The 25161-nt window shown below is 66.3% G+C and carries 22 protein-coding genes and 1 pseudogene; 11 read left to right on the plus strand and 12 right to left on the minus strand.

All coding sequences use genetic code 11. The features are described 5' to 3' along the window. The 4 genes from AC1D34_RS11275 to AC1D34_RS11290 form a co-directional block, all read left to right on the plus strand. The coding region (locus tag AC1D34_RS11275; RefSeq protein WP_476824255.1) for an ABC transporter substrate-binding protein at nt 1–1568 on the plus strand (1568 nt) is incomplete at its 5' end. Nucleotides 1569–1623: 55 nt separating this feature from the next. Beyond that, nucleotides 1624–2583, plus strand: a complete 960-nt coding sequence (locus tag AC1D34_RS11280; RefSeq protein WP_441504618.1) for an ABC transporter permease — start codon at nt 1624–1626, stop codon at nt 2581–2583. Next, nucleotides 2583–3485: an ABC transporter permease gene (locus AC1D34_RS11285; protein WP_441504619.1), complete on the plus strand. Its 903-nt coding sequence runs from the start codon at nt 2583–2585 to the stop codon at nt 3483–3485. The genes AC1D34_RS11280 and AC1D34_RS11285 overlap by 1 nt, the downstream gene beginning before the upstream one ends. A gap of 24 nt (nt 3486–3509) precedes the next feature. Further along, nucleotides 3510–4427 carry a dihydrodipicolinate synthase family protein gene (locus AC1D34_RS11290; protein ID WP_441504620.1) on the plus strand — a complete coding sequence of 306 codons (918 nt, stop codon included), beginning with the start codon at nt 3510–3512 and terminating at the stop codon, nt 4425–4427. A gap of 154 nt (nt 4428–4581) precedes the next feature. Here AC1D34_RS11290 and AC1D34_RS11295 read toward each other — a convergent pair whose 3' ends face one another. Together AC1D34_RS11295 and AC1D34_RS11300 are read right to left on the minus strand one after the other, a co-directional pair. Further along, on the minus strand, nt 4582–8355 hold the full coding sequence (locus AC1D34_RS11295) for a DUF2339 domain-containing protein (RefSeq protein ID WP_476824256.1): 3774 nt from the start codon (nt 8353–8355) through the stop codon (nt 4582–4584). Between the two features lie 323 nt (nt 8356–8678). Next, the gene (locus tag AC1D34_RS11300) at nt 8679–9053 is read right to left on the minus strand and encodes a hypothetical protein (protein ID WP_441504622.1); all 375 of its coding nucleotides are present in this window, start codon (nt 9051–9053) and stop codon (nt 8679–8681) included. A 204-nt stretch (nt 9054–9257) separates the two neighbouring features. On the opposite strand from AC1D34_RS11300, the gene AC1D34_RS11305 reads away from it, so the two are divergent. Then, a complete protein-coding gene (locus AC1D34_RS11305; RefSeq protein WP_476824257.1) occupies nt 9258–9383 on the plus strand; it encodes a hypothetical protein in 126 nt (41 codons plus the stop codon). 294 nt (nt 9384–9677) lie between these two features. On the opposite strand, the gene AC1D34_RS11310 is transcribed toward AC1D34_RS11305, so the two are convergent. After that, nucleotides 9678–10259, minus strand: coding sequence for a hypothetical protein (locus AC1D34_RS11310; RefSeq protein WP_441504624.1), 582 nt, complete (start codon nt 10257–10259; stop codon nt 9678–9680). Between the two features lie 62 nt (nt 10260–10321). Between AC1D34_RS11310 and AC1D34_RS11315 the strand changes: the two genes are divergently transcribed. Then, the gene (locus tag AC1D34_RS11315; protein ID WP_441504625.1) at nt 10322–10861 is read left to right on the plus strand and encodes a Crp/Fnr family transcriptional regulator; all 540 of its coding nucleotides are present in this window, start codon (nt 10322–10324) and stop codon (nt 10859–10861) included. A 102-nt stretch (nt 10862–10963) separates the two neighbouring features. On the opposite strand, the pseudogene AC1D34_RS11320 reads toward AC1D34_RS11315, so the two are convergent. Both AC1D34_RS11320 and AC1D34_RS11325 read right to left on the minus strand, forming a co-directional pair. Next, nucleotides 10964–12208: pseudogene (locus AC1D34_RS11320) on the minus strand (histidine kinase dimerization/phospho-acceptor domain-containing protein); the annotation flags it as partial. Beyond that, nucleotides 12205–12894, minus strand: coding sequence for a response regulator (locus AC1D34_RS11325; RefSeq protein ID WP_441504627.1), 690 nt, complete (start codon nt 12892–12894; stop codon nt 12205–12207). The gene AC1D34_RS11325 and the pseudogene AC1D34_RS11320, both read right to left, overlap by 4 nt. A gap of 148 nt (nt 12895–13042) precedes the next feature. Between AC1D34_RS11325 and AC1D34_RS11330 the strand changes: the two genes are divergently transcribed. From AC1D34_RS11330 to AC1D34_RS11340, 3 genes are all read left to right on the plus strand, one after another. After that, complete coding sequence (locus AC1D34_RS11330; RefSeq protein WP_441504628.1) at nt 13043–13318, plus strand: PepSY domain-containing protein; 276 nt, start codon at nt 13043–13045, stop codon at nt 13316–13318. Between the two features lie 65 nt (nt 13319–13383). Continuing rightward, nucleotides 13384–13935 (plus strand): cytochrome b, encoded by a 552-nt coding sequence (locus tag AC1D34_RS11335; RefSeq protein ID WP_476824258.1) that lies wholly within the window; start codon nt 13384–13386, stop codon nt 13933–13935. A gap of 30 nt (nt 13936–13965) precedes the next feature. Continuing rightward, a complete protein-coding gene (locus AC1D34_RS11340; protein WP_441504630.1) occupies nt 13966–14661 on the plus strand; it encodes a VIT1/CCC1 transporter family protein in 696 nt (231 codons plus the stop codon). A gap of 41 nt (nt 14662–14702) precedes the next feature. Here AC1D34_RS11340 and AC1D34_RS11345 read toward each other — a convergent pair whose 3' ends face one another. Continuing rightward, nucleotides 14703–16718 carry a heavy metal translocating P-type ATPase gene (locus AC1D34_RS11345; protein WP_476824259.1) on the minus strand — a complete coding sequence of 672 codons (2016 nt, stop codon included), beginning with the start codon at nt 16716–16718 and terminating at the stop codon, nt 14703–14705. Nucleotides 16719–16901: 183 nt separating this feature from the next. Between AC1D34_RS11345 and AC1D34_RS11350 the strand changes: the two genes are divergently transcribed. Beyond that, nucleotides 16902–17213 (plus strand): hypothetical protein, encoded by a 312-nt coding sequence (locus AC1D34_RS11350; RefSeq protein WP_476824260.1) that lies wholly within the window; start codon nt 16902–16904, stop codon nt 17211–17213. A gap of 246 nt (nt 17214–17459) precedes the next feature. On the opposite strand, the gene AC1D34_RS11355 is transcribed toward AC1D34_RS11350, so the two are convergent. The 5 genes from AC1D34_RS11355 to AC1D34_RS11375 all read right to left on the minus strand — a co-directional run bounded on the left by AC1D34_RS11355 (nt 17460) and on the right by AC1D34_RS11375 (nt 22564). Further along, nucleotides 17460–18122, minus strand: a complete 663-nt coding sequence (locus tag AC1D34_RS11355) for a phosphoribosyltransferase (RefSeq protein ID WP_476824261.1) — start codon at nt 18120–18122, stop codon at nt 17460–17462. 177 nt (nt 18123–18299) lie between these two features. After that, nucleotides 18300–18737 (minus strand): universal stress protein, encoded by a 438-nt coding sequence (locus AC1D34_RS11360; protein WP_441504634.1) that lies wholly within the window; start codon nt 18735–18737, stop codon nt 18300–18302. A gap of 247 nt (nt 18738–18984) precedes the next feature. Beyond that, complete coding sequence (locus AC1D34_RS11365; protein WP_441504635.1) at nt 18985–19524, minus strand: Hsp20/alpha crystallin family protein; 540 nt, start codon at nt 19522–19524, stop codon at nt 18985–18987. A gap of 437 nt (nt 19525–19961) precedes the next feature. Beyond that, nucleotides 19962–20609: a BON domain-containing protein gene (locus AC1D34_RS11370; RefSeq protein ID WP_441504636.1), complete on the minus strand. Its 648-nt coding sequence runs from the start codon at nt 20607–20609 to the stop codon at nt 19962–19964. A gap of 449 nt (nt 20610–21058) precedes the next feature. After that, nucleotides 21059–22564, minus strand: coding sequence for a phosphorylase family protein (locus tag AC1D34_RS11375; protein ID WP_441504637.1), 1506 nt, complete (start codon nt 22562–22564; stop codon nt 21059–21061). A 711-nt stretch (nt 22565–23275) separates the two neighbouring features. On the opposite strand from AC1D34_RS11375, the gene AC1D34_RS11380 reads away from it, so the two are divergent. Further along, a complete protein-coding gene (locus AC1D34_RS11380) occupies nt 23276–23464 on the plus strand; it encodes a hypothetical protein (protein WP_441504639.1) in 189 nt (62 codons plus the stop codon). Nucleotides 23465–23740: 276 nt separating this feature from the next. Here AC1D34_RS11380 and AC1D34_RS11385 read toward each other — a convergent pair whose 3' ends face one another. Further along, the gene (locus tag AC1D34_RS11385; RefSeq protein WP_441504640.1) at nt 23741–25150 is read right to left on the minus strand and encodes an amidohydrolase family protein; all 1410 of its coding nucleotides are present in this window, start codon (nt 25148–25150) and stop codon (nt 23741–23743) included. Nucleotides 25151–25161: the final 11 nt, after the last annotated feature.

Consider the following 25161-nt stretch of genomic DNA (forward strand, 5'->3'; position numbering starts at 1 on the left):
GGACGTATCGTAGGGCGCTGATCGGCGCCGCGTTGCTGGCCGGCACGATGATGACGCCRGCCATCGCCCAGATGAAGACGATCACCGGCGGCTTCGATGTCGGCCCCGGCGGCCTGCAGGGCAATTTCAACCCGATGACGGCGCCGGCCGGCTACACTTGGCTGAGCACCTATTTCGAGCCGCTGGTGACCTATGATGCCGGCTTGACCAAGCTCGTGCCGGCCCTGGCGACGAGCTGGGAGATCAGCGACGACAAGCTGAGCTACACGTTCAAGCTGGCGCAGGAGACCTGGCATGACGGCCAGGCCTTCACGGCCGACGACGTCAAGTTCACCATCGCGCTCAACAAGAACCCGAAGACCGCGAGCCTGCTGTCGGCGCGCCTGGCGGCCATCGACAGCGTTGAGGTCAAGGACCCGCGCACGGTCGTCGTCAGGCTCTCCAGGCCCGACAACGCGCTGATCGTCAGCCTGACCAAGATGATGATCCTGCCGGCGCATGCGCTTTCGGCGATCGCACCGGAGGACATGGCGAAGAACGTGCTCTGGTCGACGAAGCCGATCGGCACCGGCCCGTTCAAATTCGTGCGCTACGAGACCGATCGCTTCGTCGAACTCGCCGCCCATGAGAGCTATCGCGGCGGCAAGCCCAAGGTCGACCGGCTGATCAACCGCTATTTCGCCAATGCGGCCGCGGCGATCTCGGCGCTGCGGGCCGGCGAAATCCAGTTCACCTATATCGAGTCCGACGACGTCCCGACCTTCAAGGGCAACAAGGATTTCACGGTCATCGAAGGCGCCTCCTATGTCGCCAACTATATCGGCTTCAACAACCAGGTGCCGCTCTGGAACGACATCCGCGTCCGCCAGGCGGTGATGCATGCGATCGACCGCAACGCGATCATCGACAGCCTCTACAAGGGTGCCGCCAAGAAGGCCGATTGCGGCTATGTCGAAGGCAGCCTGATCCCGAAGGGGCTCGACGCCTATGCCTACGACCCGGCCAAGGCGACGCAGTTGCTCAAGGAAGCCGGCTGGGACAAGATCAACGGCACGAAGCCGATCACCTGGCTGACCTATTACAACAACCCGCTGACCGCCAATGTCATGGCCGCCGTCCAGTCCATGCTCGCCCAGGTCGGCATAAATGTCGTGCCGCGCGCCCTGGACCCCGCGGGCTATAACGCCATCGCCATGTCGCGAACGTCGAACCCGGCCGATTTCCCGCTGGTCTATGCCGGCCTGCAGAACGGCCCCGACCCCGGAACGCTCAATCTCGGGCTGAACGAGAGCCAGATCCCGCCCGTCGGCCAGAACTTCCTGCAGATCAAGATCCCCGAGCTCAATTCCGCGCTGAACGCAGCCGTCGCCGAGACCGATCAGGCCAAGGCGACGACGAAATACCAGGACGTCTGCGCCGTCATGAACAAGACCCTGCCCTGGGGCACGATGTGGGTCGCCAATCGCTATGGCGTCGCCTCGGTCAAGCTCAAGGATTTCGTCTGGACGCCGGCGCCGGGCGGCGGGCCGTTCGCGGCCACGCCGGAAAAATGGTCGATCGCGCCCTGAGCCGGCGGGAGGGCCGAAAAGGCCCTCCCTCGTCCCTTCGACGACGGACTGACCCATGCTTGGCTTCTATCTGAAACGGCTCGCCGCCGGCCTGATGATGCTGATCGCGCTCAGCATCCTGGTCTTCGTGCTGCTGCGCCTGGCCCCCGGCGACCCGGTCGACGCCTATGTCAATCCGCTGGCGCCGCTGAGCCAGACCGAGATGGACGCGCTGCGCCAGCGGCTCGGCCTCGACCGGTCCTGGCCGGTGCAATATTTCGCCTGGCTCAGCGCGGCGCTCGGAGGGGATCTCGGCTACTCCATCGACAGGGCCGGCGTGCGCGTGCTGCCGCTGCTGGTCGAACGCACCGGGCCCACCTTGCTGCTGATGCTGAGCGGCCTCGCCATGGCGATCGTGTTCGGCATCACGGCTGGCGTCATTGGGGCGGTCAAGCGCAACTCCGCCATCGATATCGGGCTCGGCCTGGTCGCCTTCGTCACGATCTCGACGCCGGCCTTCCTCAGCGCCCTGCTCGGCCTCTATGTCTTCGCGGTCGTGCTGCGCTGGGCTCCCTCGGGCGGGATGCTGACGCCGGGCGCGCCCTTCTCGCTCTCCGACCTGCTGGCCCATCTCATCCTGCCGGCTTCCCTGCTGGCGGTGGTCTATTCCGCGCTGTTCATGCGCTACATGCGCTCCTCGATGATCGAGGTGTTGAACCAGGATTATCTGCGCACGGCGCGTGCCAAGGGCGTCGGCGAATTTGCGGTCATCGTCAGGCATGCCCTGCGCAACGCCATCCTGCCCGTCATCACCCTGATCGGCTCGACCATCGGCATCGCCATCGGCGGCGCGATCTTCATCGAAAGCGTTTTTGACTGGCCGGGCATGGGGCTCCTGATGGTCAAGGCCGTCGAGACCCGCGACTACCCCGTGATCATGGGCGCGACGCTGCTGATCGGTGCCGGCGTCATCCTGGTCAACCTTCTGACCGACCTTGCCTATGCGGTGGTCGATCCGCGCATCCAGGTGAGATAATGAACGCGGATGCGCCGATCGCCGCGAGCGCGGTCCCTCTGCGAGGCAGCAGCCGGAGCCCGCTCCAGCGCGCGCTCGGGCGCTTTCTTCGCAATCGCGCGGCGATCGCGGGAGTGCTCATCCTGGCGCCCGTCCTGCTCGCCGTGCTGACCTACCCGCTCTGGTGGCGCCATGCGCCCAACAGCATCGATCTGCGGGCGCTGAACTCCGGGCCGACGGCTTCCCATTGGCTCGGCACCGACGGCGTCGGCCGCGATACGCTGGCCCGCCTGCTGCAGGGTGGGCGGATCTCGCTGCTGATCGCCTCGGTCTCGGTCGCGATCTCGCTTTGCGTCGGCTTCGTCGTCGGCGCGGTTGCGGCGTTCGGCGGGCGGGCCCTCGACGGCGTGATCATGCGCCTTGTCGATCTCGCGATGACTCTGCCGCCGGTCATCCTGCTTCTGGTGCTCGCCTCGATCACCGGCACGGGCATCCTGCCGACGATCTTCGTGATCTCCCTGCTCTCCTGGCCGGTGCTCTCGCGCATGGTGCGGGCGCGCCTGCTCGAGCTGCGCGAACGCGATTTCGTCGTYGCCTCGCGCGGCTTCGGGGCCGGTCTCGGGCACCTGCTCTGGCGCCATGCCCTGCCGAACTCGCTCGATATCCTCGTGGTCTACGCCACCGTGCAGGTCGCCAATGCGATCCTGCTCGAAGCCGGCCTCTCCTTTCTCGGCATGGGCATCGTCCCGCCCGAAGCGAGCTGGGGCAACATGCTGAGGGCCGCGCGCTCGACCGTCGTGCTGGAACTGCACCCCTGGCAATGGATGCCGGCAGGCGCCGCGCTGGTCGCCACCGTACTCGCCATCAATTTCATCGGAGACGGGCTTCGCGACGCCTTCGATCCCCGCGCCGACATCACCTGATCAACGCAGAGAAAGTTTCGGTCCATGGCACGTTTCCACGGTGTGGTTCCCCCGGTCGTCACCCCGCTGACGCGAGATTTCCGGGTCGATTACCCCTCCTTCACCCGGGTGATCGAGCATCTACTCGAGGGTGGCGTCGACGGGCTCTTCGTGCTCGGATCGACCAGCGAGGTCGTCTTCCACGGCGATGACGAGCGCCGCAGGATCATCGAGCATGCCGTGAAGATCAATAACGGCCGCGTCCCGATCTTTGCCGGGGCGATCGACCCGACGACCGACCGCGTCATCCAGCACGCCAGGGCGGCTCAATCGGCCGGCGCCGATGCGCTGGTCGTGACCGCCCCCTTCTACACCCGCACCAACCAGGCCGAGACGATCGACCATTTCCGCTATGTGCGCGAGGCGGTCGACTGCCCGGTGATCGCCTACGACATTCCCGTCTGCGTCCATATCAAGCTGGAGCGCGCGACGACCGTCACACTCGCCCGCGAAGGCACCGTGGCCGGCCTGAAGGATTCCAGCGGCGATGACGGCAATTTCCGTTTCGTCCGGCAGGATCTCGCCGACATGCCGGATTTCTTCGCGATGACGGGCTCCGAGATCGTTGTCGACAACGCCGCGCTGATGGGCGCCCAGGGCGTGGTCCCCGGTCTCGCCAATGTCGACCCCAAAGGCTACGTCAAGCTCTGGCGGCTCACTCAGGCAGGCCAATGGGACGAGGCCCGCAACGAGCAGGAACGGCTCTGCCGCCTGTTCGAGATGGTCTGGATCTCGCTCGGCCGGACCAGCGCCGGCTCGGCCGGCGTCGGCGCGTTCAAGACGGCGATGCAGCTTCTCGGCATCATCGACACCAACACGATGGCCCGCCCGCAACGCTCCCTCAACGCCGAGGAAGCGGCGGCGATCAAGGTCATCCTCAGCGAGACCGGCCTTCTCGGCTGATCCGAGGACGGTCGCAGCTCTCCCCAGGAATGCGGCTGCGGCAGCAACCGCGTTACATCATCGGACAGGAAATCGTATCCGATCCGAGGATGTGATCCTTTGTGTTTGCATCGGCTTTTCCGAAAAAGCGCAATCCACTTTTGGGGCTGATGCTTTAGCCCCCTTCCGTTGCGGCCCCGCTTTCCCGGATCGCCGCGCCCTGCTGCGCATTCTCCCGCTGCAGCAAGCGCTGATAGGCGAGCCCGATGCCGACCAGGCTGGCGCCGAGGCCGATGAAGGAGAGCGCCCGCAACAGGCCTTCCAGCCCGGACATGTCGACCAGAAAGGCCTTGCAGATCGCGATGGTGACGACCGCAAGCGAGGCCAGACGCAGATCCTTCGATTGCAAGCGGAAGCCGAGCGCCAGCAGCGCGACGCCATAGAGCAGGATCGCCGCCGAATAGGCGTAGAGTTCGGTCGCACCGATGCCGTCGGCCAGGAGATCGGGGCCGACGAACCAGCGCCGCACCTCGATCAGCACATAGGCGAGCGCCCCGATGATCGCCGTGCCGCCGAAGATCCGTCGCGGCAGGGCCGCCGCAACGAATTCGCGCGTCCAGCGCGCCGCAGCGAAAGCAAGCAGCGCGGGCATGAGATAACCGACCAGGGCATTGTCGAGGATGAACAGGCCCGCCAACGGAACCTCGCTCAGCAGCGGATTGGCGACGACGCCCGAGAGAACCGCGAAGACGGCGCAGGAGGCGATCGCCGCGCTCTCCGGGCGCAAGGGGACAGCGCGGCCCTGGATCGTCACCGTGCCGGCGATCATCGCCGCAATGGCCATGATGAAAGCGATCGCGGCGTAGCAGCCGGCCTCGGCCAGCGTGACCGGCTCGCCTGAGACCAGCAGCGGACCATGGAAGCCGTGGCGCAGCAGCAGGAAGGCGCAGAGCGCCGTGCCCGCCCATGCCGTCCACGCGAAGGCCCGGCTGATTCTGGGCCGCGCATCGCGCAACCAGAAGGCTGCGCCGGCAAAGGCGAGCACAACCGCGCCATAGCCCCAGAGGATGCGGTTGAAGATGATGGGGCCGGAGACGCCGCTCTGGTCGAACAGCGGATTGCGGACGATGCCGAGCGCCAGGGCAGCCCAGCCGACGGCGGCGAAAGCGAGCACGCGCAGGACCCAACGGGTGACGCGGTTCTGCGCCGCCTCGTGCCAGATGCGCGCGGCTGCAGTGAGGGCGAGCAACGTGATCGTCACGATGACTGCCTCGATGAAGCCGACCGTTTCGACCGAGCGCGGCGCCAGTTCCGGGCCGGCAAAACCCTGCCGGACGATCAGGACGGCGCCAAGCGAGACCAGCACCGCTGCGCAGGCGGTCAGGCATTCGCCGATGCGCGAGCGCGCCTGCCCGCGATCGAGCCGGAAGCCGAGCAGGCCGAGCGCGCCGCCGGCAAGGACATAGAAAAGGAGCCGGTTGAAGATCGGAGGCCCGAGCACCGCCGTGCCGTCGAAGAGCGGATTGAGCAGGCCGCAGAGCCCAGCGAGGCTGAGCAGAAGCAGGAGGGCCGCCGTGATATCGGCCGCCGGCCGCAAGACGCGCCCGCCCAGGCGGCGCGCCAGGACCTGCAGTCCAGCGCCGATCAGGCCGAGCGCCACGACATGGGCGACAGCCTCCTCGAACAGGCGGTTTCGCGGCAGGCCGGAATAATGGCCGGCGATCAGCCTGATGTCCGGGACGAGCTCGGGGCCGGCAAAGAACTGCCGGATCTCGAGCAGGATGAAGGCCGCGCCGAAGAAGGCCGCCAGGGCCTCAAAGACGCTGCGCGGCCGGTCCTGCTTGCCACGCAGCGCCAGCGCGCCGATCGCAAAGCACAGGGCCGGCCCGGCATAGGCCGGGATGACCCAGTTGACGAGCGGCCAGGAGCCCATGTCGGAGACGATCGGCTGCCAGACCAGGCGCGCGAGCGCCGCTGTCGCCAGGGCGGCAGACATGCTGCGCAGAAGCGGGATCGGCCGCAGGCTGGCGATGATCGCGACGCCGGCCGCCGCGACCGCAAGCCCGACGACGAGCCAGGTCTCGCGCAGGGCAAAGGCGACGGCGAGGCCAAGTGCGATCGCGCCGCCGGCGGCATAGGCGGCCGAGCCGATCAATGCCAGCGGGTTTGTCCGGGAGCGCGTGCTGCGCCGCTCGACCGGCAGCAGCAATTCGGAGGCGGCGAACAGGGCGGCAGCAAGCAGAAGCGAGAGCGCCGCAAAGCCCGTCGAGCGCTCGAAACCGTTGCTCCGGAGCGCCGTCGCCAGCAGCAGGCAGATCGGCCCGAGCGCGGAGGCGAAGCCGAGGCAGCCGCGGATGATGAAGACGCCGGCGCCGGCGCCCTTGCGCAGGAGCAGTGCGTAAAAGGGCAAGCCGCCCACGATCAGGGCGAGTAGCGCCGCCGTCCACCGGATGCCCGGCCCGGCATTGCCGGTGATGCTCAGCCTGACGATGTCGAGGACGATGTCCGGCGAGAGCCCGAAGGCGCCCTGCACGTTGGGCCAGAGCAGAACCATGCCGGAAGCGGCGGCCGCGGCGAGCGGCGCCAGCGGGGCAAGATCGCCGTACCGGACGGCTGAGATGCTGGCGACCAGCACGGTCGTCAGGATGGCGAGATGCAGCATGACGGGCCCGCCATCGGCAGTCCACAGCACCCCGGACAGGACCAGCGGCGTGGCGATCGCGGCAAGGCCGATGCCGTCGAAGCCGGCGACCGGCCAGGCGCTTCTGGCTGTGCCGCCCTTCAGTTTCGGCCATTCCTTCAGAAGCACGAGCGCCAGCACAGCCCCGACGACGAGCAGGAGGGATGACCAGGTCGGGCTCTCCCCGGACAGCCCGATCAGGGCTGTCCAGATGCCATGGCCGGCGATGGCGCCAAGCGTCACCACGCGGCTCGGCTGCCACGCATGGATGAGAAAGGCGACGGCCGTGACGAGGGCGAGGAACACGGATAGCGCCGGAAAGTTCGGCGCGCTGCTCGCGACCAGCAGCGGCGTCGCGTAGGAACCGACCAGGCCGAACAGGCCGAGTACCGGGCCGTGGAGCAAGGACGCGGCGAGCGCCGCGAGCCCGATCAGTCCCATCAGCGTGAAAGCCAGGGCCGGCCCGATGAAGCCGTGGATCGCATGGGCCGCGTAGACGACGCCGAAGCCGCTGAGCACGCTGACGCCGGCGAGAACCGCAGGGATATTGGCCCCGCCGAGCCGGCCGAGCGCGCCCGGCCTCTCGCCGAGATGGGCAAGTCGATCGCTCCGCCTGAGATACTCGCTGGCCACGGCTGCAATGAGGGAGAAGGCTGCGCCCATCAGCAGCCGCATGCCGGGGCCGAAGACGCCGGCCTCGATGGAATAGCGGACCAGGAAGAGCCCGCCGAAGGCGAGCGCAATGCCGCCGACCCAGACGGCCCAGCGCGAACCGATGGCCTGCTCGAAATCGCGGCGGGGCGCGGATGGCACAGGTTCAGGCGTTGCAAAGGCATCGAGCGACGGCGGGGCCTCGGCCTCCGCGTCCCGCGCCAGCTCCGTCATCGCGGCGGCCTGTTCCAGCGCCAGCGCGTCGGCTGCGAATGCGTCGGCAGGCTGCGGGGCGGCGAGCATGGGATCCGCCGCGGTCTCCAGTGGCGTCGGCGGCACGGCCTCGGCCGTGAAGGTTGGATCCTCTGCAGGGGCAAGCTCGCTATGCAGCCATTCCGCAGGGACGGCCTCGTCCTCTGCCTCGGCCTCCGCCTGACCGGTTTCGCCGTGGGCTTCGCGGAGCGTGGAGAGGGCAAGCCGGAGCTGGTCGATCTCTTCCTGCTGCTTTGCGACCAGGGCCAGCGCGCGATTGGCGCGCGAGAGGGAGGAGAAGGCGGCCCAGGGAATGGCGATGAGGAAGCCAATGACGGCAAGGCCGAGAATCACCAGAGCTTCCAAGGCAGGCCCTCAACCTAAAGTCGTTCGCCCCCGACACTTAGGGCACCGGGCCGGGAATTGTCTAATCTTCGGCGGTTAACCTGCCAGCCGGCCAGGCTCGCCCTCCAGATCGACCGCCATGTCAGCATTCCGAGTGCCACGCCGATCACGAATCCCACGGTGCTGGCAGCGAACCCGCCCCCTCCCTGCAGCCAAGGCCCGGACATGAAAGGCCCGCCATTCCCTTCGAAACGGCGGGCCACGATCGGCAAGGCAGACAGGGAAATTCCCCCTGGAGGATGATCAGGCCTGGCCGGGCCATGCGTGTCCGGACAGGCTTTGGATCACCAGCGTTCGTAATATCCGGGACGGGGGCCATAACCAGGGCGCGGGCCGTAGCCGGGGCGCGGGCCATAGCCGGGGCCATAACCAGGGCGTGGTCCATAGCCAGGCCGCGGGCCGTAGCCAGGGCGCGGCCCGTAGCCGGGGCGCGGGCCATATCCGCCGCGACCATAGCGCTGCTGGCGATTGGCTTCCTGCATCATCATCAACCGGCGCTCCTTGGCGGCGGTCATGCTGTATTCGGCCGGCTGCCGGTCGAGGCCGGCGGCCAGGCCAGCGGGCAAAGCTTCGGCACTGGCGGGCGTGGGAGAGGCAACGGCTGCACCTGCGATCGCGATCGCACCCAGCACGCTCGCAAGGAAGGTCTTTCGGTTCATCTCGGATCCAATCTTCAAGGCCGCGTCGCGGCAAAACACAACAACTCCGCATTGCGGGGGAATCATAGCAACACGGTTGTAACTGATTTGTTCCCGCGCTGGACGCATGCGGGGCGCACCGCCTTTGTCTTGTGCGATGCAGCATAAATGGTCATATAGGGACTGCCTAAGCACCCTCCCTCACAATCTGAAAGGAGAGATTCGATGCTGGACAGGCACGTTTCCGACTGCACAGTCGAGACAGAACGCGAGCCCCAAGAGGACCACGAGCAGCAGCAGGACGAGACGGATTTCTCGCCCCGCGCCTATCAGGAAGGCTTCTGGAGCTAGACCGAAACAAGGACGTTACAGAGAGATCGGCGGCGGGCGGCCATTGGGCTCAGCCTGCCGCCCGCGAGGGCCGAAACGCCCATGCTGCGCCTGCACAAAGCAGCAGGGCCAGCCCGGCACCGAAGGCGGCAGCGCCGTTCAGCCCGGCGACAAAACCACTTCGGCAGCGTATCGGCTGGAACCAGCCCAGTCATATTCAGGCGATACAGCCCGACAGGCCCCCGACCGCACGCAAGACGAGCCCTGCGTCGTCGTCCCAAGGCCGGTACCGCTTCTGGTCCGGATCGCTGCGGCTCACTGGTGTGGGCGGTCACCCCTGGCGATCATGAGATGATGTTCCTGATGATGCATGCCCCGCGTCATGACGCCCAGGAAACCCAGTCCCTTGAGCTTGGCTGCATCCTTGGCGGGAACGCGCACCGTGATGGTCGCCCCGTTCTCGATAGGCGCCGCCTCGAAGCGCCAACCCTCCCGGTCATTCATCGTGGCGGCGTGCGCGAGCACCATGCGTCGCACGGCATCTCGCACGGGCGGAGTTCCGGTGACGGTAAACCGCCTCCCCCCTTCGACCGCCTCGGCCTTGACCTCGGACGACAATGTCACGGCGCTCATGTCGGCAAGGTGCTGCCGCAGCGCTTCGATGTCAACCTTGGACCAATCGGTCCTGGGGTCCTGTTCCAGGATTTCGACGATCTCCTGAATCGCGGCGAACGCCCCCTGCCCCGGTTGCGTCGGACGCAGGCCAGGCCCACCGGAGTCTTGCGTCATCGGCTGGCTCGCAGCAGGGGTTGCTCCGCCGCCGTGATGGCCGGAATGCGTTTGCGCCAGCACGGCTGCGGGAAGCAGGCAGGCGAGGAAAGCAATGGAGCGGATCATGCTGGTCTCCTTGTGTGGAATACGCTTGCCATGCCGCCAAGACGCTGAACATGATAGCGATCATGCCCGAACCAGCAATTGCGCTCCTGAAGGGGCTTTCCACGCAGACATGCGAATTTTGCGCGGGGGACGCCGTTTTCCATCGCGGTGACCCCGTCCGGCTGGTTCATGTCGTCCATTCCGGCTGCCTCCATCTCATCCGGCACCAGGATGATGGGGCCGCGCTGATCCTTCAGCGCGCGCTGCCTGGGGCCATTCTGGCCGAAGCCTCGCTCTATTCCGAGCAATATCATTGTGACGGGCGCGCCGAGACCGCGGCTGTCACGCAGGCGGTCTCGCGGCGCGATCTGAAGCAGGCCCTGGCGCATGATCCGGTGCTTGCCGAAACCTGGGCCAGCCATCTCGCTCATGAAGTGCAGCGGGCACGACTGCATGCCGAGATAGCCTCCCTGAAGACGGTCAAGGCCAGGCTCGACGCATGGATCGCCTGGAACGGCCCTCTGCCGGCCAAGGGAGGTTGGCGCCATATCGCGACCGAGATCGGGGTGTCGCCAGAGGCGCTGTATCGGGAAATTGCGCGAGCGCGCGCTGCGCGAAGGTGACAGGCAGCGGAGCTCCAGGGCCCCGATCGCCGGAAACGGCTCCCATTCACGCCTGTCGATAGGGGCAACCGAGGGTTGCCGCTCCGCACCGCGCATGATCGTCTGCACGATCGAGAGGCCGAGCCCCGAACCGTCGGCCATCGTCGTGCCGCGCGTGAAGCGGTGCGTCATGCMGTCGAGGACCTCCTGCGACAGCACCGGCCCGGCGCTGGTCACACTGAAACTCCCGTCCTGCGTCAAGCTCACCCGCACCACCCGGGTCGGGGAGCCATGTTTCAGCGCATTCTCGATCAGGTTGCGCGCGAGGATCGCAAAGGCGTCGATGTCGAGGGTCGAGACGAACCGCTCCTCTGCCGGCAGCGAGAGCTCGACCCTGCCCTGGTCCTCAAGGTGATGCAGAACGAGAGCGAGCACGGGCACGAGGTCCTGGGGCACTTCCGAAAGCAACCCGCCCCCCTCGGCCTTGGCGAGCTGGAGCAACTTCTCGGACAGGCGCGCCAGCCGTTGCAGCGCCGTCTCGATCTCCTTCGTGCGGGCGCGGGCCGGCCCCTCCGGAAGCTCGGCCCTGAGGCGCTGGGTCTGCGCGAGGGCGGCAGCGACCGGCGTGCGCAATTCATGGGCGCTGTTGGCGGTGAAGCTGCGCTCGGCATCCAGCAGCCGCCGCATCCGCGCCATCAGCGCATTCACGGCCTCTGCCACCGGTGCGATCTCCGAGGGCAGTGCCGCGACCGCGACCGGCGCCAGATGACCATCGCCGCGCGCCTCGATCTCGCGCCTGAAGGCCACGACCGGCCGCAGGGAGAAGGCGACCAGCGCCCAGGTTCCGGCGATGCCGAGAGGCAGAAGCAGCAGCAGCGGCCAGGCCAGCACCTTGATGGCGTCGCGCACCGCGTTCTGGCGGTGGCCCGGTCGCTCGGCGGCGGTGACGACAAGTGTGCCGCTGACGGCGACCTCCGTGTAGAGACGCGAACTCGGTCCGTCGCTGAAGCCATGCGCGGGGTTCGGCGGAAACTGCGCCGGGTCTGCGTCATGCGACTGCAGCAGGCTCCGCCCGGCCGCATCGCGCACGACATAGGTGATGTATTCGCGATGTGCGCCGACCGATGCGATCTGCTGGGGCCCGGGCTCTGCATCCGCATCGCGGTTGAGAACCTCGGTATAGGCGAGCGGCAGCACGCGCTGGACCACCTCCTGCAAGGCACTGTCGAAGACCTCGTCGATCTCATGGCGCAGGAGCAAGCCGGCGCCCAGCGTTGCCAGGAGCCACAGCGCCATGACGCCGCCGGTCAGGGACAAGGCGAGCCGGCGTTGCAGGCTGCCCCTGGGCGGCAACGCGAATCTCGTCATGGCCTCGCCTTGCCCGATCCTGCGACGGCTGTCGCACCGAGACGATAGCCCATGCCACGCACGGTCTCGATCACATGGGCGCCGAGCTTCTTGCGCAGACGCCCGACATAGACCTCGATCGTGTTGCTCTCGACCTCGGAATCGAAGGCGTAGAGCCGCTCTTCGAGCAGCGCCTTGGAGCAAAGCATGGCCGGGCGCTGGAGGAAGGCGTCGAACAGGGCCCATTCGCGCGCGGTCAGGGCGATGCTGCGGCCATCCCTGGCGATGGTGCGCGCCGCAAGATCGAGCGTCAGATCTCCGATCCGCAGCAGGGGATTGGGATTGCCGCCATAGCGGCGCGCCACGGCGCTAAGGCGTGCGGAGAGCTCCGCCAGATCGAACGGCTTGACGAGATAATCGTCCGCCCCGGCGTTCAGCCCCGCGATCCGATCGGAGACCTGGTCGCGCGCGGTCAGGACGATCACCGGGGTCGCGTCGCCGGCCTGCCGTCTGGCGCGGAGCAGGTCGAGCCCACGCCCGTCCGGCAGCATCAGGTCGAGAAGGATCAGGTCGTAGCTCGCAAGCCGGATGAACTCCGTGGCATCCGCAATCCGGCTCGCCCAATCCACGCCATGTCCGTCGGCTGCGACCTGGTCGCGCACCGCTGGACCCAGGATCGGATCGTCCTCGACGAGAAGCACACGCATGCCGGGTTCCGCAGCCTCCGGGGACCATTCGCCCGTCTGTGGCACAAACCTGACAGCGGGCTGAACGCAATCGCATCCGCCGTTCAGGTGGGTGTCAGCTTGGCGTGATGGAAGGGGCCATCGGCCCAACCCGTGGAGGACAGGTTTCATGAAGCGCGCCCTGCCAGCCGCCGCACTCGGCCTCCTCTTCGGGGTGACGGCTCCCGCTTACGCCGGCCAACGCTGCCTTGCTCCGATGACGGAGTGGAAGCCGCGCGAGGCACTGGTCGAAAAGCTCCGGGCCGAAGGCTGGACCACCATGCGGATCAAGACCGACCACGGCTGTTACAAGGTCCGCGCGGCCGACGAAGCCGGCCGCCGCATCAAGGCGAAATTCGATCCTGAAACGCTCGAACGCGTCACGCGGGATGGCGACGACGACTGACCAGCCGTCAGGCCCCCTCTCCAGCCCCTGCTCTCAGTTTCAGCTCCTGCCATGAGGATTTCCCGATGCCGACACGCCGATACGACAGGTTCACCRTCAGCCTTCACTGGGTCATCGCGCTCGCCGTCGTCGCGGCCTACGGAATAGGGCTCGTGCGCGACGAATTCCCGAAGGGCGACCGCCCGTGGCTGCTCACGCTCCATATGTCGATTGGTCTTCTCGTGATCGCATTGACGGTGGTGCGCATCGGCTGGCGCAGCATGACGCCMGCACCCGAGGCGCTGCCGGCCGCGCCGATGGTGGAACTGGCTGCGAAGATCGCACATCTCGGTCTTTACGCGGCGATGCTGGCGATCCCCCTGATCGGGCTCTTCGCGGCCTGGATGAGGGGCCGTCCCGTCGACTTCTTCTGGCTCGCCACCATTCCATCGCCGGTCGCGCTCGACACCGCTCTGGCAAAGACTCTCAAGGACGCGCATGTCGTGGCCGCCCATCTCTTCATGGTGCTGGCTGGCGTCCATGCGCTGGCGGCGATTGCCCATCACCTCGTCCTGAAGGATGCAACGCTCTCGCGTATGCTGCCCCTGGTCACGCCCCGCGGTTCGCGCTTCGACTGAGCGGCCCGGCCAACCGCAAGGACCGACGCCATGTATCCGCTCCACCGTGAAAATCATCTTGTCGAGCGGATCGGCTGGCTTCGCGCCGCCGTGCTCGGTGCCAATGACGGCATCATCTCGACGGCAAGCCTCGTCGTGGGCGTCGCGGCGGCGGCCAAGAGCGCCAACGAGGTGCTGGTCGCGGGCGTCGCCGGGCTCGTCGCCGGCGCCATGTCGATGGCGGCTGGCGAATATGTTTCCGTCAGTTCCCAGTCGGACACCGAGAAGGCGGACATGGCGCGTGAACGGCGCGAACTCGCCGAGCAGCCCGAGGCGGAACTGGCCGAGCTAACGCAGATCTACGTGGAGCGCGGCGTCGAACCGGCGCTCGCCCGCAAGGTCGCGGAGCAGATGACGGCCAGGGATGCCTTCGAAGCGCATTCACGCGACGAGCTTGGTCTCGCCGGGCACATGATCGCGCGGCCTGTCCAGGCGGCGCTGACTTCGGCCGTCACGTTTGCAACGGGCGCAGCCGTCCCCTTGCTGCTCGCCCTCGTCGTGCCCGCGGGATCGATCGGCTGGGCGGTCTCAGGTGGTTCGCTCGTCTGCCTTGCCCTGCTTGGCTCGATCGGCGCCGTCGTCGGCGGAGCCGGCATCGTCAAGCCGACCCTGCGCGTGACGTTCTGGGGCGCCATCGCGATGGCCGCGACCTGGGCGATCGGCGCGCTCGTCGGGCATCAGGTCTAGGTTCCTCCCCCAAGGATCCGCGGCTGGCGCCGGTCCGGTACTTAAGACTCTCTCCCGGCTGCTGCCGTCACCCGCTTTTCGCCGGCCGGCAGCAGCCGCGCGGAGTTCGAGATGAAGATCAGCTCGGACGAGACGTGGATGAACGCGGCCAGCAACGGATTCAGGAAGCCGAAGGCCGCCATGGCGATGCCCAGGGCATCCACCGCGATTGTGCCTGAAAAGTTCTGCCAGATGACGCCGCGCGTGCGCTGGGCGATGCGAACCGTCTCGACCAGACGCTCCAGGTCGTTGGCCAGCAGCACGATATCCGCGCTCTCCTTGGCGACGTCGGTCCCGGACCCCATCGCGATGCCGACGCTTGCAGCCGTCAGCGCCGGCGCGTCATTGATGCCATCGCCCAGCATGGCGACCTTGGCACCGGAGGCGACCAGGGTCCGCACGCGCTCCAGCTTCTGCTCGGGCAGCATGCCGGCCTCGACCGTGTCGATGCCCAGACTGGCCCCGACGCTGTCGGCAACCCTGGCATTGTCACCGGTCAGCAGAATGGTGCGGATCTTCAAGGCATGCAGGGCGCGAATGGCAGAGGCCGCCTCCGGCCTGACTTCGTCGGCCACTGCGAAGGAGCCCGCATAGAGGCCGTTGATCGCGACGCAGATCTCGGACGAGACGGCGTTGCCGGCCCGACCCGCGGGAGCCTCGATCCCATCGGCCTGCAGCAGCTTGACGCTGCCGATCAGGATACGATCCTCGCCAATCTGCGCCGAGACGCCGCGACCGAGCGTGTAGTCGAAGCGATCGGGCTCCGGCACCGCAATCTCGCGCGCCCGCGCTTCCGCGACGATCGCCTTGGCCAGCGGATGTTCGGAGCGCAGTTCGGCCGAAGCCGCCAGCCTCAGCAACTCCCCTTCGCTACGGCCGGGCGCCGGATGGATCTCGAGAACCCGCGGCTCGCCGAAGGTCAGCGTCCCCGTCTTGTCGAGCACGATCGTGTCGATGCGGCCGAGCATCTCAAGGTGCACGCCACCCTTGATGATCGCGCCGTTGCGCGCGGCACGGCCGATGCCACCCAGTACCGCCAGGGGCGTGCCGGCTGCGACGCCGCAGGCGCCGGCGACGATGATGACCGAGATCGTGTCGCGGATGTTTCCGGTGAGCAGGTAGGTGACGATCGCCGCGGCGAAGGAGAAGTAGACGAGATAGCCGGCGAGCTGGTCGGCGAGGCGCTGGACCGGCGCGCGGGACTGTTCCGCGTTCTCGATCGCGTCAATGATACGCCCGAAGCTGGTGTCGCGTCCGACGCGGTTGACCTGGATATCGAGCGCACCCGACTGGTTGATCGAGCCCGCGAAGACGGCATCGCCTTCGCTGCGCTTGATCGGCATCGACTCGCCGGTGATCCGCGCCTGATCGACATAGGACAGGCCCGACCGGACGAGCCCGTCGACAGGAATATTCTCGCCGGGAGCGACCAGGACGCGGTCGCCAACCACGATACTGTCGATGGGAATGACCGAGATGACGCCGTCGCGGCGCACGGTCGCCTCATGCGGCATCACGTCGATCAGGTTGGCGATCGCGGCCCGCCCACGGTCCACCGTCAGATGCTCCAGCTCCTCGGCCACGAGCACGAAGAAGGTGACGACCAGCGCGGTGAAGAATTCAGAGATCGCGGCGGCCGCCACAATGGCGATCGACATGGAGAGCTCCATGGTCATTCGCCGCTCTTTGATGTTCTCGATCGCCTCGCGGACGATCGGCCAGGCTCCGAACAGCAAGCCGCCGACGCCAACGAGATCCCAGCCTGCCACGGGTCGGACGACCTGAAACCAGATCAGCACGGCCGAGACGGCGACAACCGCGATCCGCAGAACCTCGATGGTCTCGAGGTCGTGACCGAACAGCATCAGCGCGCGCGGCACGCGGCCGCCAAACCAGCCTGGAGCGCGCCTGGCCTGCTCGGCCGCGCTAGCCGAGCAGGAGCGCTCGAACGGGCGAAAGCAGGTGCAAGGCTGCGCGCTGGCAGGACAAAGCGGCGCGGAACCGGTGATGGTCGTCATGGTGGAATCATCCCGATCGGGTCGATGTGAGGATTGCGCCATCCATCTAGTTTAGAATTATTCCAATTACAATCCAAGCTTCACTTTGGCATGGCCTTCCCTCATGGTGGCGGACGGCTGGGATGCAACGCCCCTCTTCACCACCGAGTCATCACGGAGGTAGCGCCGATGCATAGGGGTTGCTTGGCTCTCGCGGCCGCCGCAGCCGTAACGGTCGGGGCGGTGAACCCAGCCCGCGCCGATGCGATCGACGGCGCCTGGTGTTCCGGACATGGGCAGCGCTTCGCCATCGAGGGCCCCTCGGTCACCACCACCAAGGGCCTGACGCTGTCGGGGACCTACACGCGGCACAGGTTCAGCTTCACCTTGCCTCCCGGAGAGGCGGATGCCGGCGCGCCCGTCGATATGGTGCTTCAAGGCGAGACCCAGGTGCGGGTGACGATCGGTTCTGCCGGCGCCGAGATATGGCGCCGCTGTCCGGCAGGCATCAGCTAACCCAAGGTGGCCGTGATGGCGCGGCCGGTCGATCGGGACGACGCCGGTTTGAAGGATCAGTTCATCAGATCATCGGACCGGAAACCGTATCCGGTCCGATGATCTAACCCTTTGTGTTTGCATCGGCTCTCCCGAAAACCGCAATCCACTTTTCGGGCCGATGCTTTAAAACACCTGCTGCGGGTTCATCGCTGGATCAACCAGCAGCACGCAGCCTTGATCAGGCAAACGGACCGAGATGGCGGATCAGCGGCCCGCCTGCCGTTCGCCGGCCGGAAAGCGCGCCAGGATCGAAACGACCTCTTCATCGGAGACTTGCCCGAACTCCCCGTAAAAACTGCTGATGGCGACGAAGGGCTCCGGACTGTCGAGACAAACGAGGTCATCGACCTCGGGGCGCAGCTCCGCGACGACCTCCGCAGGGGCGACGGGGACGGCCAGAACGAGCCTTCCAGGCCTGCGCTGGCGTATGGCCCTCAGCGCGGCCCTCATTGTTGCTCCGGTCGCAATGCCGTCGTCGACGACGATCACGCTCCGGCCGGTGAGCAGCGCACGGGCGCGCGCGCCGAGATAGCGAGCCCTCCTGCGGTCGATCTCGGCGAGTTCGCGAGCGTAGATGCGCTGGAACTCGTCCTCCCCGATGGCCGCACGCCTGATGATCGCCTCGTTGCGCACCATGATCGGCTCCCCGCCATCCACTACGGCACCAACGGCGAGTTCCGGCTGCCAGGGAAGGCMGATCTTGCGAACGAGAACGAGGTCGAGCGGCGCGGCCAGGGCCTGCGCGATCTCGGCTGCGACCGGCACGCCCCCGCGCGGCAGCGCCAGCACGACAGGATGCTGCCCGCGATAATGCAGGAGCGGCGAAGCGAGCCTGCGCCCGGCATCCGTTCGGCTCGAGAAGCGCATCGGATCTCACCCTTCAATCGAACGCGTCACGCACCATTCGGTCTGGGAGGCCAATCCGTATGTCATCGTCGGTGCGCCCGGCTGCCTTCTCGCCCGAGGCACAGAAGCCCGCACCCCATGCCGGTGCATCGCGCCACACCGGACATTGGCCGCAACAGCCACCGACCGGGAGATGCCTCACCTGAAGACCAGAACCGGGATCTTCGAATGGGTCAGCACCTTCGTCGTCACGCTTCCGAGAACAAGGGCGGCGACGCCGCGCCGTCCGTGAGATGCCATTGCGATCAGATCGCAGCCACGCTGTGCGGCCGTCCTGATGATCTCGCGATAGGGATCGTCACTCTCGATCTGGACCACATCGCAGGGTATACCGAAATGCTTCGCCTCGCTCTCTGCAACCGCCAGAACGGCGGCTGTCTCAGCCTTGGCATGCTGCCTGTACCCCTCGCGTGTCGTCTCGAGTTGCTCGCTCGACACCGTGAAGATGTGAAATGGCTCTACGACGGTGAGCACGGTGACCTTCGCGCTCGCGTCGCGGGCAAACTCCATGGCGCTCAGCATGGCAGTCCGAGAGAGCGCAGAGCCGTCGATCGGGACCAGAAGATGGCTGTACATGGTTCCTCCCAATGTTCTTGGATCAGCTGCGCCAGGATCATGCCCGACGCCAGGAACGCATCGCCGCGAGACTTCGCGCTCGACAGGGAGACGCCCGCCAGCGCAAGCGCGGCCGTTCCGGACGTGCGAAGCTTAGCGCGCCGCAGTGTCTGCGCGTCGAGGCCGAGGACCCGATCGGTACACGACCTCGACCGCCCCGGCCGTATGGCGATGTCCACTGACAGGGCAACCGCGGCGACGCCGGGTATCAGGCCGCCTTGATCGAGATCTTCTTTTCGGCCCTCTGCGCTCCGACCGTCTTCGGCAGCCTGACCGTCAGGATGCCCTTGCTGAACGTCGCATCGATCTTGTCGGCATCGACGCCTTCAGGCAGCTGGAAAGCGCGTTGGAAGGAGCCGTAGCGGCGCTCGGACATATAATACTCCTTCTGCTTTTCCTCCTCCTTCTCCTCCTTCTTTTCCCCTTTGATCGTCAAGGTTCGGCCGGAGAGGCCGATTTCGACATCCTTCTCGTCAAGGCCGGGCAACTCCGCCGTGATCTCGTACTGTTTCTCCTTCTCGGCGAGGTCGATGGCCGGCGCGACGGGCCAGCCGGCACCCGACAGGCGGTGAAGCGCGAGGTCGAAGGGCGAACGCGTCACCGGAAGGCGCCAGCCGAACGGGTGGAAGTCGTCGAACAGTCGATCGATTTCGCGCCTGAGATTCTCGAACGGCGTCCAGCCGGTCTGCTGCGCGGGCATGGTTGCTTTGTCGCCCTTGATCGGCAACTTGGTTGCGGGATCAGCCATGACGATCTCCTTTGGAACGTTCGGTGGATCGCAGATACCGCCGCCATGTGCTCAGCCAAGCAGTCTTGCCAGACGGGCCAGGCAGCGGCACCACCCGTCGCATCCCCCAGGACCGCTTGCTTCTCCGCGACGGACCGCTTGGACGGTCCTAGCCCTGCGCCGGTCCGTCCGAGCGAGGCAGGCACTGTATCAAAGCGCGAGGCGCCCGCGATATCCTTGACGCAGCGGAAAGGGCAGCACGCCTGTCCAAAAAATACCGCCATGGCGGCCCCGATGGGCAGGTTTAGTCCAGCACGACGCGCGGGTGCCAGCACGTTGCCCGGCCTCTCCCATCGCCCCCCGTCAGCTTGACCGCTGCCTGCATGGGACTGCAGCGCAACGTCGCCTGATCATAGATGTCGGCCGTTCAGATTGATGCGACGCCGCTCGACATCAGGTCACGCAATGGCCAGGTGATCCTCGACCGCCGTGACGCCGGGTGCAGCCCAGGCCGCCCGCTCAGCGACGCCTCGCTCGTGCCAGGCCTTGACCTTTCCTTCCAGCGTTACCCGCCCGCCCGATACCATGACGCGGATCTGCCCCGCCTCGAGCTCCGCGCTGCGCTTCAGCGCGCTCTCGATCCTGTTCTTGACGTCGCTGGCTTCCACACGTGGCTTGACGGCGATCAGATTGATGACGCCTGCGACGCCGGAGAGCTTGCGCAAGGCGGCCTCTGCGGCATCGCGCTGGAAATACCAGTCGACACTGCCCGTCAGCGTGATCCAGCCATCCTGGACCTTGATCTTGACCTTCTCGTCCGGGATTGTCGTGTCCCAACTGATGAGGTCGACCGCGCGCTGCGCGATCTCGTCATCGTTGGTCTTCTTGTCGCTTGGGAGCCTTACCTCGATTTCCTGAGCGATCGCGCGCACACCCTTCACCCTCTGCACGATATGCTCAGCCGCCAGCTTTTCGGCATAGCTGCCAACATGTCCCGAGAGAGTGACCGTGCCGTTCTCGACCGCGACGCCGATATGGGCCGCGCTCACGCTCGGCTCGAATTCGAGCTCGTTGAGCACATATTCACGAAGCAACAGATCATTCATCGCCACCTCCTGATTGTTTGGAAATGCGTGTCGTCCGAGGCTGACCCCATTCTGGCCAGTTCTCGAAGGGCAACATTGACCTGGATCAAGAGGCCAGCCACGGGCTCGCAGCGCCCATCGTTCCTCCATGCCCGCTGCGTTCGTCGGGCGCCTTCAGAGACGTCCCCCGCGCGCGCCGGTCAGGCCTGATGCCTCAGATCAACATGCCCCCGGGGGCAGTGTCCTCGCCGCGATCGATCGCGCGGGCCTTGCAAATCCCAACGGCTGCCTAAGCGGAAGGCCACGCAGAGAGCCTCTGGTTTGGCCCGACCGCGTCGCGGTGCGAGACCGCGCTGACCGAAAACCGACCTCCGCGCATCGGAGAGGAACCAGGAACGAGCCCTCGGCGCGGAGCGGCTCTTCGATAAGCACCGGGACAAGGCGTCGTGCGCCGATGAACGGGGCCCGGCTCAGACGCGGCTCGAGACAAAGACCCTGAGATTTGGACCAGCGTACTGGCTCAGCTCCCCCTCGAAATCCTGAACCTGATCCTGATTGCGGCAGGCAATGAACAGCCCCCTGCCCTCCTCGAGCAGATCACACAGCTCCTGCGTAACAACTATGCTCTTGGACCGCATATAGAGCTCAGTCGCATCATAATAGAGCCATTCACAATCGGCATTGAACGCAAATCGACTGCCCAGATGGTTTCCGTAGCTCCCGGAACGAACCAACATGCAGTTTTCACGAGCATAGCGTATCGCCTTGGAAAGCTTCTTCATTTCGAATCTGTAATTGTTACCTCTGCGCCCACCGAATTTCTGACTGAAATCGATCAGGTCGCTGCCGGGATAGCGCTTCCGGTAGTGTTCCCACGCAATGGCTCCCCCGCGCTTGCCCGCCAGCATCGTCAGGTCGAACGCCCGCCCATCGTCGCTCACCGTTACGGATGTTTCGGTGAAGGCGCAGGTCACATGGGAGGCTCCGCCATGGACAATCGCGTTCTGCGCAATTTCCATGATGAGCACTCCCAGGCATTCCGGAAGGCCGCCATCGGCGTCCGCATCGGAGGTATAGCGCGACAGCCTCCTGACAATTCGGGGGCCGATGGTGTCGTTGATGTGATCGGTAATCGCGTCGCGGTCCTGGCTGGGCGGGGAAATTCGTATGGCTTGACCGATCACCGCATCGGTCAGGCGCTCTGCGTCCCGGCTCTCGGCAGGCGGCGGGATGGCTCCCTGCGCCTCAAGATCAACGATCAGAGGAAGCAGCAGGCCGGCCGCAGCCGCAGCTGCGGAGCGCTGCCGGTCTCGCTTGACCCCGTTRCCGGCATCATCGGAAATCCCCTTGATGAGGAACCAGGGCACTCCGAGGTCGGCGACGAAGTCATAGGCTTCCATCTCGCCGCCCAACACCTCCGGATACTGCGCGAGGACCCGGTCCCGGGCTTCATCCTGGCTAAAATAGGTTTCGCAGGAGGCGAGAATCCCCGCTCGAACCCCGGTCAGCCCCCTCTCCAGGAGCCGCTCGACGTGATCACTCAGGTCGCCGAGCGGACTTTCGCGGGGCGTGCGAAGCCTTTCCTCGCCCTGCTCCGTCATTCTCACGCGATTGATCGCCCAGACTTCCCTGGAGATGACGACCTCGCCAGGGGCCACCTTCGCCGGGTTTCCCCAGGCAAAACCGACGATCACCACGAGAACCGGCTTCGGAAGGAACGAGCCTGTGACGTACCGCGCCAGGCGCCCGATCGATTTGTCCCCCTGGGCACCAGCTTCGCCGGTCAGGTGAAGACAGAAACGATTTCCGATCCGGCCGAGCGTCGCTCCGTTATGGGGATGTTCAACTCTGGCGACCGTGCGTTCCTGGAACAGTCGCTCGACCGCCGTTCGCTCGACGGAGTTCGTCGTCAGGACCAGTACATAATTGTCGTCGAGGGCGGCCTTCGCACTCAGGAGATTGACCGGGTTCGACATTCACCACCGCGAGCAGCAACGGACATGCCAACTCTACGCGATCCGGGAAGGACGCCTCAAGTCGCTCTCCGCGCGGCATCGACGCGCCCGACCGGCAGGAACAGGGTCGCCGCCCATCGGGCGCATTCCCCACCTGCAAGGGACGAACCACAAGCCCTGCCGACCGGACGGCACGAGGATGCCCCTCCTTCAGGCCAGCGTCCCGGACCGCCCGAGAGTCGACGCGTTGCGCTGGCGCGGCAATCAATTGGGCTTCGTGGCGCCCCCGACAGGGTTGCTTTGGTGCATAGGCTGCCCGTCAGGGCTCATGTCCCGGCCGTAGTCGCGGTTCTGCTGGCTRTCGGCAGCAGAGGGCGGCCTGTTCGGCTCGGGGCGATTGGCGCCCGGCGCATACTGTGTCGCGCCGCTGCCAGTGCCCTGCTGCGGCGCCATTCCCGACGATCCCGAGCCAGTCCCGGTGCCCTCCTTGTGTTCCGGCCCGGCCATCGAGGGGGATGGTGCCGGCTGGGCCTGTGCATGAGCCGCGCACAGCAAGGCAGTCAGTGCCGTCCCGAAGAGGAACGCTCGCATGGGGTTTGAACTCATCGGATTCCTCCAGCGCGATTTCGCCTCACACGGAGGACCACAATCAGCTAACGTCAGCGCCGCGAGCAGGGTTCCAGCGGCCCGGAACCTGACATCGAGGCATGCAGAGGGCCGGAGGTTCAGCCAATGCCTGAGAACGCGTCCAAGCAGGATCTCGACGATCAGATTGCGATCGCCCGACGGAATATCGCCGATCTGATGGAGCAAGCCACCGCGACCTCGGGATCGGGCGCGGAAGAGGCCATCGCGAACCGGATCGAGGAACAACAGGACCGGCTCAACACATTGCTGAAGCAGCGCGAGGCGATGGGATAGGACGGCGTTCCAAGGGCTTGTGCTGAAGGGCGGTTCGTTGCCACGCCGCTCCCAGTGCATTTTCAGCCACGGCCAGGGGCTGCTTCTCCCAATGCGGCACGCAGATCACCTGGCGCCGGAAATCCATGCGACGAGCAGCTGGCGTCATAAACCCGCCGCTCGCTTCGCGATGCTCTGGCTGAAGGACTTCAAGGCGAGCAGGCGCCCCGATGCCGGCGGCGGCGATTGCAACCTCCCCCGCCGGTCCGCTTCAGGGTCTGACTTTGCGGCCAGCAGCTACCATTGCGGCAATGGCTTGTAGCGACGACCGGCAACGATCTCGCGGACATGGTCGCGGCCGGCCAGTGCCTCGCCGCGAAGCCTGTCGATATCGATCGTCGTGAAAGCACCGTTGGAATAGAGCACCTTGCCCGCAACGATCGTGCTCGTGACCTCGGCCCGGCTGGCATAGCGCAGCAATTCGCTCGAGAGATGCTGCATCGACATCAGATGCGGACCGCTTCCATCCAGTACGACGATGTCGGCGGCCTTRCCGGGCTCGAGCGATCCGGCAATGTCGTCGATTCTGAGCACCGAGGCGGCCTCGATCGTCGCCATGTCGATGATGTCGCCGGCGGCGAGAAAATCCGCGTCATAGCCGGCGATGCCCCATTTCACGCCATGGATGAGCCAGGCAGCGCGCATGTTGACGAAGATGTCGTTGGCCTGGTTGTCGCAGCCGAGAGCGACCCGGATGCCGGCCGCACGGAAGCGCGGCAGGTTCGGGATCGCGTTGAGATTGGCGACGCATTCGACCGGGGAATGCGCCAGGCCGGCATGGCCGCGCGCCAGCAGCTCGATCTCCTTTTCGCTGGCAAGCACCGCATGGACGGCAACGAGATGCTCGTCGATGACACCGAGATCCGCCAGGCGCTCGACGGGTCTGCGGCCGAAGACCGACAGGCAGAACTCGACCTCCTCGCGGTCGCGCCCGATATGGACCTGGATCGTCGTATCGTGCCGCCGCGCCAGCTCCGCCCCGCCGCGGAAATAGGCCTCGGAGAAATTCATCAGGGCCGACACGTTGACGGAGCCGCGGATCAGGCCGTCGCCGCGCGGCGGATGGCGTCTCAGGAACTCCTCGGTGGCGGCGAGCTCGCGCTCGGCCTCTCCCTCCCGGGCCTTGTACCAGGAGCGGTCGGCGATCTGGCTGTAGAGCGCGGCATGGTGGAAGTCCTGGTCGGCGGCGCCGCGCGCCATGACGCAGCGTATGCCGGTCTCCTCGATCGCGGCGACGATTGCCGGCTCGTGGGCGGGGTTCAGCGTGCCCTCGCACATCGTGGTGATGCCGGAACGCAGGAGCTGCGCTGCGAGCAGGCGCACGGTCGTACCGGCCTGTTCGGCGTTCAGCGAGCGCTGCGCCGGGCTGTAAAGACGCGGAATCATCGGCAATTCGCCGCTGGTCAGCGAGCGCACGAAACATTGCGTGCAATGGGTGTGGGCGTCGATGAAGCCCGGCATGATGATGGCGTGCTCGTCGCCGAGAACCTGCTCGCAACGGTAGCGCGAGGCGATCTCCTGGCGCGGGCCGACTGCCAGAATACGCCCGCCGCGCGAGACGACCATGCCGTCCTCGATGACGGCCCGGTTCCTGTCCATGGTGACAATGCGACCGCGGACTCCGAGGTCGACGCTTTCCTGCTGCACTGACGGCTCCT

The organism is Allobosea sp. P1_A7 (assembly GCF_056406775.1).

Excerpts from the sequence above, each read along its gene's own strand:
- AC1D34_RS11280 (WP_441504618.1), top strand. The coding sequence starts at position 1,624 with ATGCTTGGCTTCTATCTGAAACGGCTCGCCGCCGGCCTGATGATGCTG.
- AC1D34_RS11290 (WP_441504620.1), top strand. The coding sequence starts at position 3,510 with ATGGCACGTTTCCACGGTGTGGTTCCCCCGGTCGTCACCCCGCTGACG.
- AC1D34_RS11300 (WP_441504622.1), bottom strand. The coding sequence starts at position 9,053 with ATGAACCGAAAGACCTTCCTTGCGAGCGTGCTGGGTGCGATCGCGATC.
- AC1D34_RS11305 (WP_476824257.1), top strand. The coding sequence starts at position 9,258 with ATGCTGGACAGGCACGTTTCCGACTGCACAGTCGAGACAGAACGCGAG.
- AC1D34_RS11310 (WP_441504624.1), bottom strand. The coding sequence starts at position 10,259 with ATGATCCGCTCCATTGCTTTCCTCGCCTGCCTGCTTCCCGCAGCCGTG.
- AC1D34_RS11315 (WP_441504625.1), top strand. The coding sequence starts at position 10,322 with ATGCCCGAACCAGCAATTGCGCTCCTGAAGGGGCTTTCCACGCAGACA.
- AC1D34_RS11325 (WP_441504627.1), bottom strand. The coding sequence starts at position 12,894 with ATGCGTGTGCTTCTCGTCGAGGACGATCCGATCCTGGGTCCAGCGGTG.
- AC1D34_RS11330 (WP_441504628.1), top strand. The coding sequence starts at position 13,043 with ATGAAGCGCGCCCTGCCAGCCGCCGCACTCGGCCTCCTCTTCGGGGTG.
- AC1D34_RS11340 (WP_441504630.1), top strand. The coding sequence starts at position 13,966 with ATGTATCCGCTCCACCGTGAAAATCATCTTGTCGAGCGGATCGGCTGG.
- AC1D34_RS11345 (WP_476824259.1), bottom strand. The coding sequence starts at position 16,718 with ATGACGACCATCACCGGTTCCGCGCCGCTTTGTCCTGCCAGCGCGCAG.
- AC1D34_RS11360 (WP_441504634.1), bottom strand. The coding sequence starts at position 18,737 with ATGTACAGCCATCTTCTGGTCCCGATCGACGGCTCTGCGCTCTCTCGG.
- AC1D34_RS11365 (WP_441504635.1), bottom strand. The coding sequence starts at position 19,524 with ATGGCTGATCCCGCAACCAAGTTGCCGATCAAGGGCGACAAAGCAACC.
- AC1D34_RS11370 (WP_441504636.1), bottom strand. The coding sequence starts at position 20,609 with ATGAATGATCTGTTGCTTCGTGAATATGTGCTCAACGAGCTCGAATTC.
- AC1D34_RS11380 (WP_441504639.1), top strand. The coding sequence starts at position 23,276 with ATGCCTGAGAACGCGTCCAAGCAGGATCTCGACGATCAGATTGCGATC.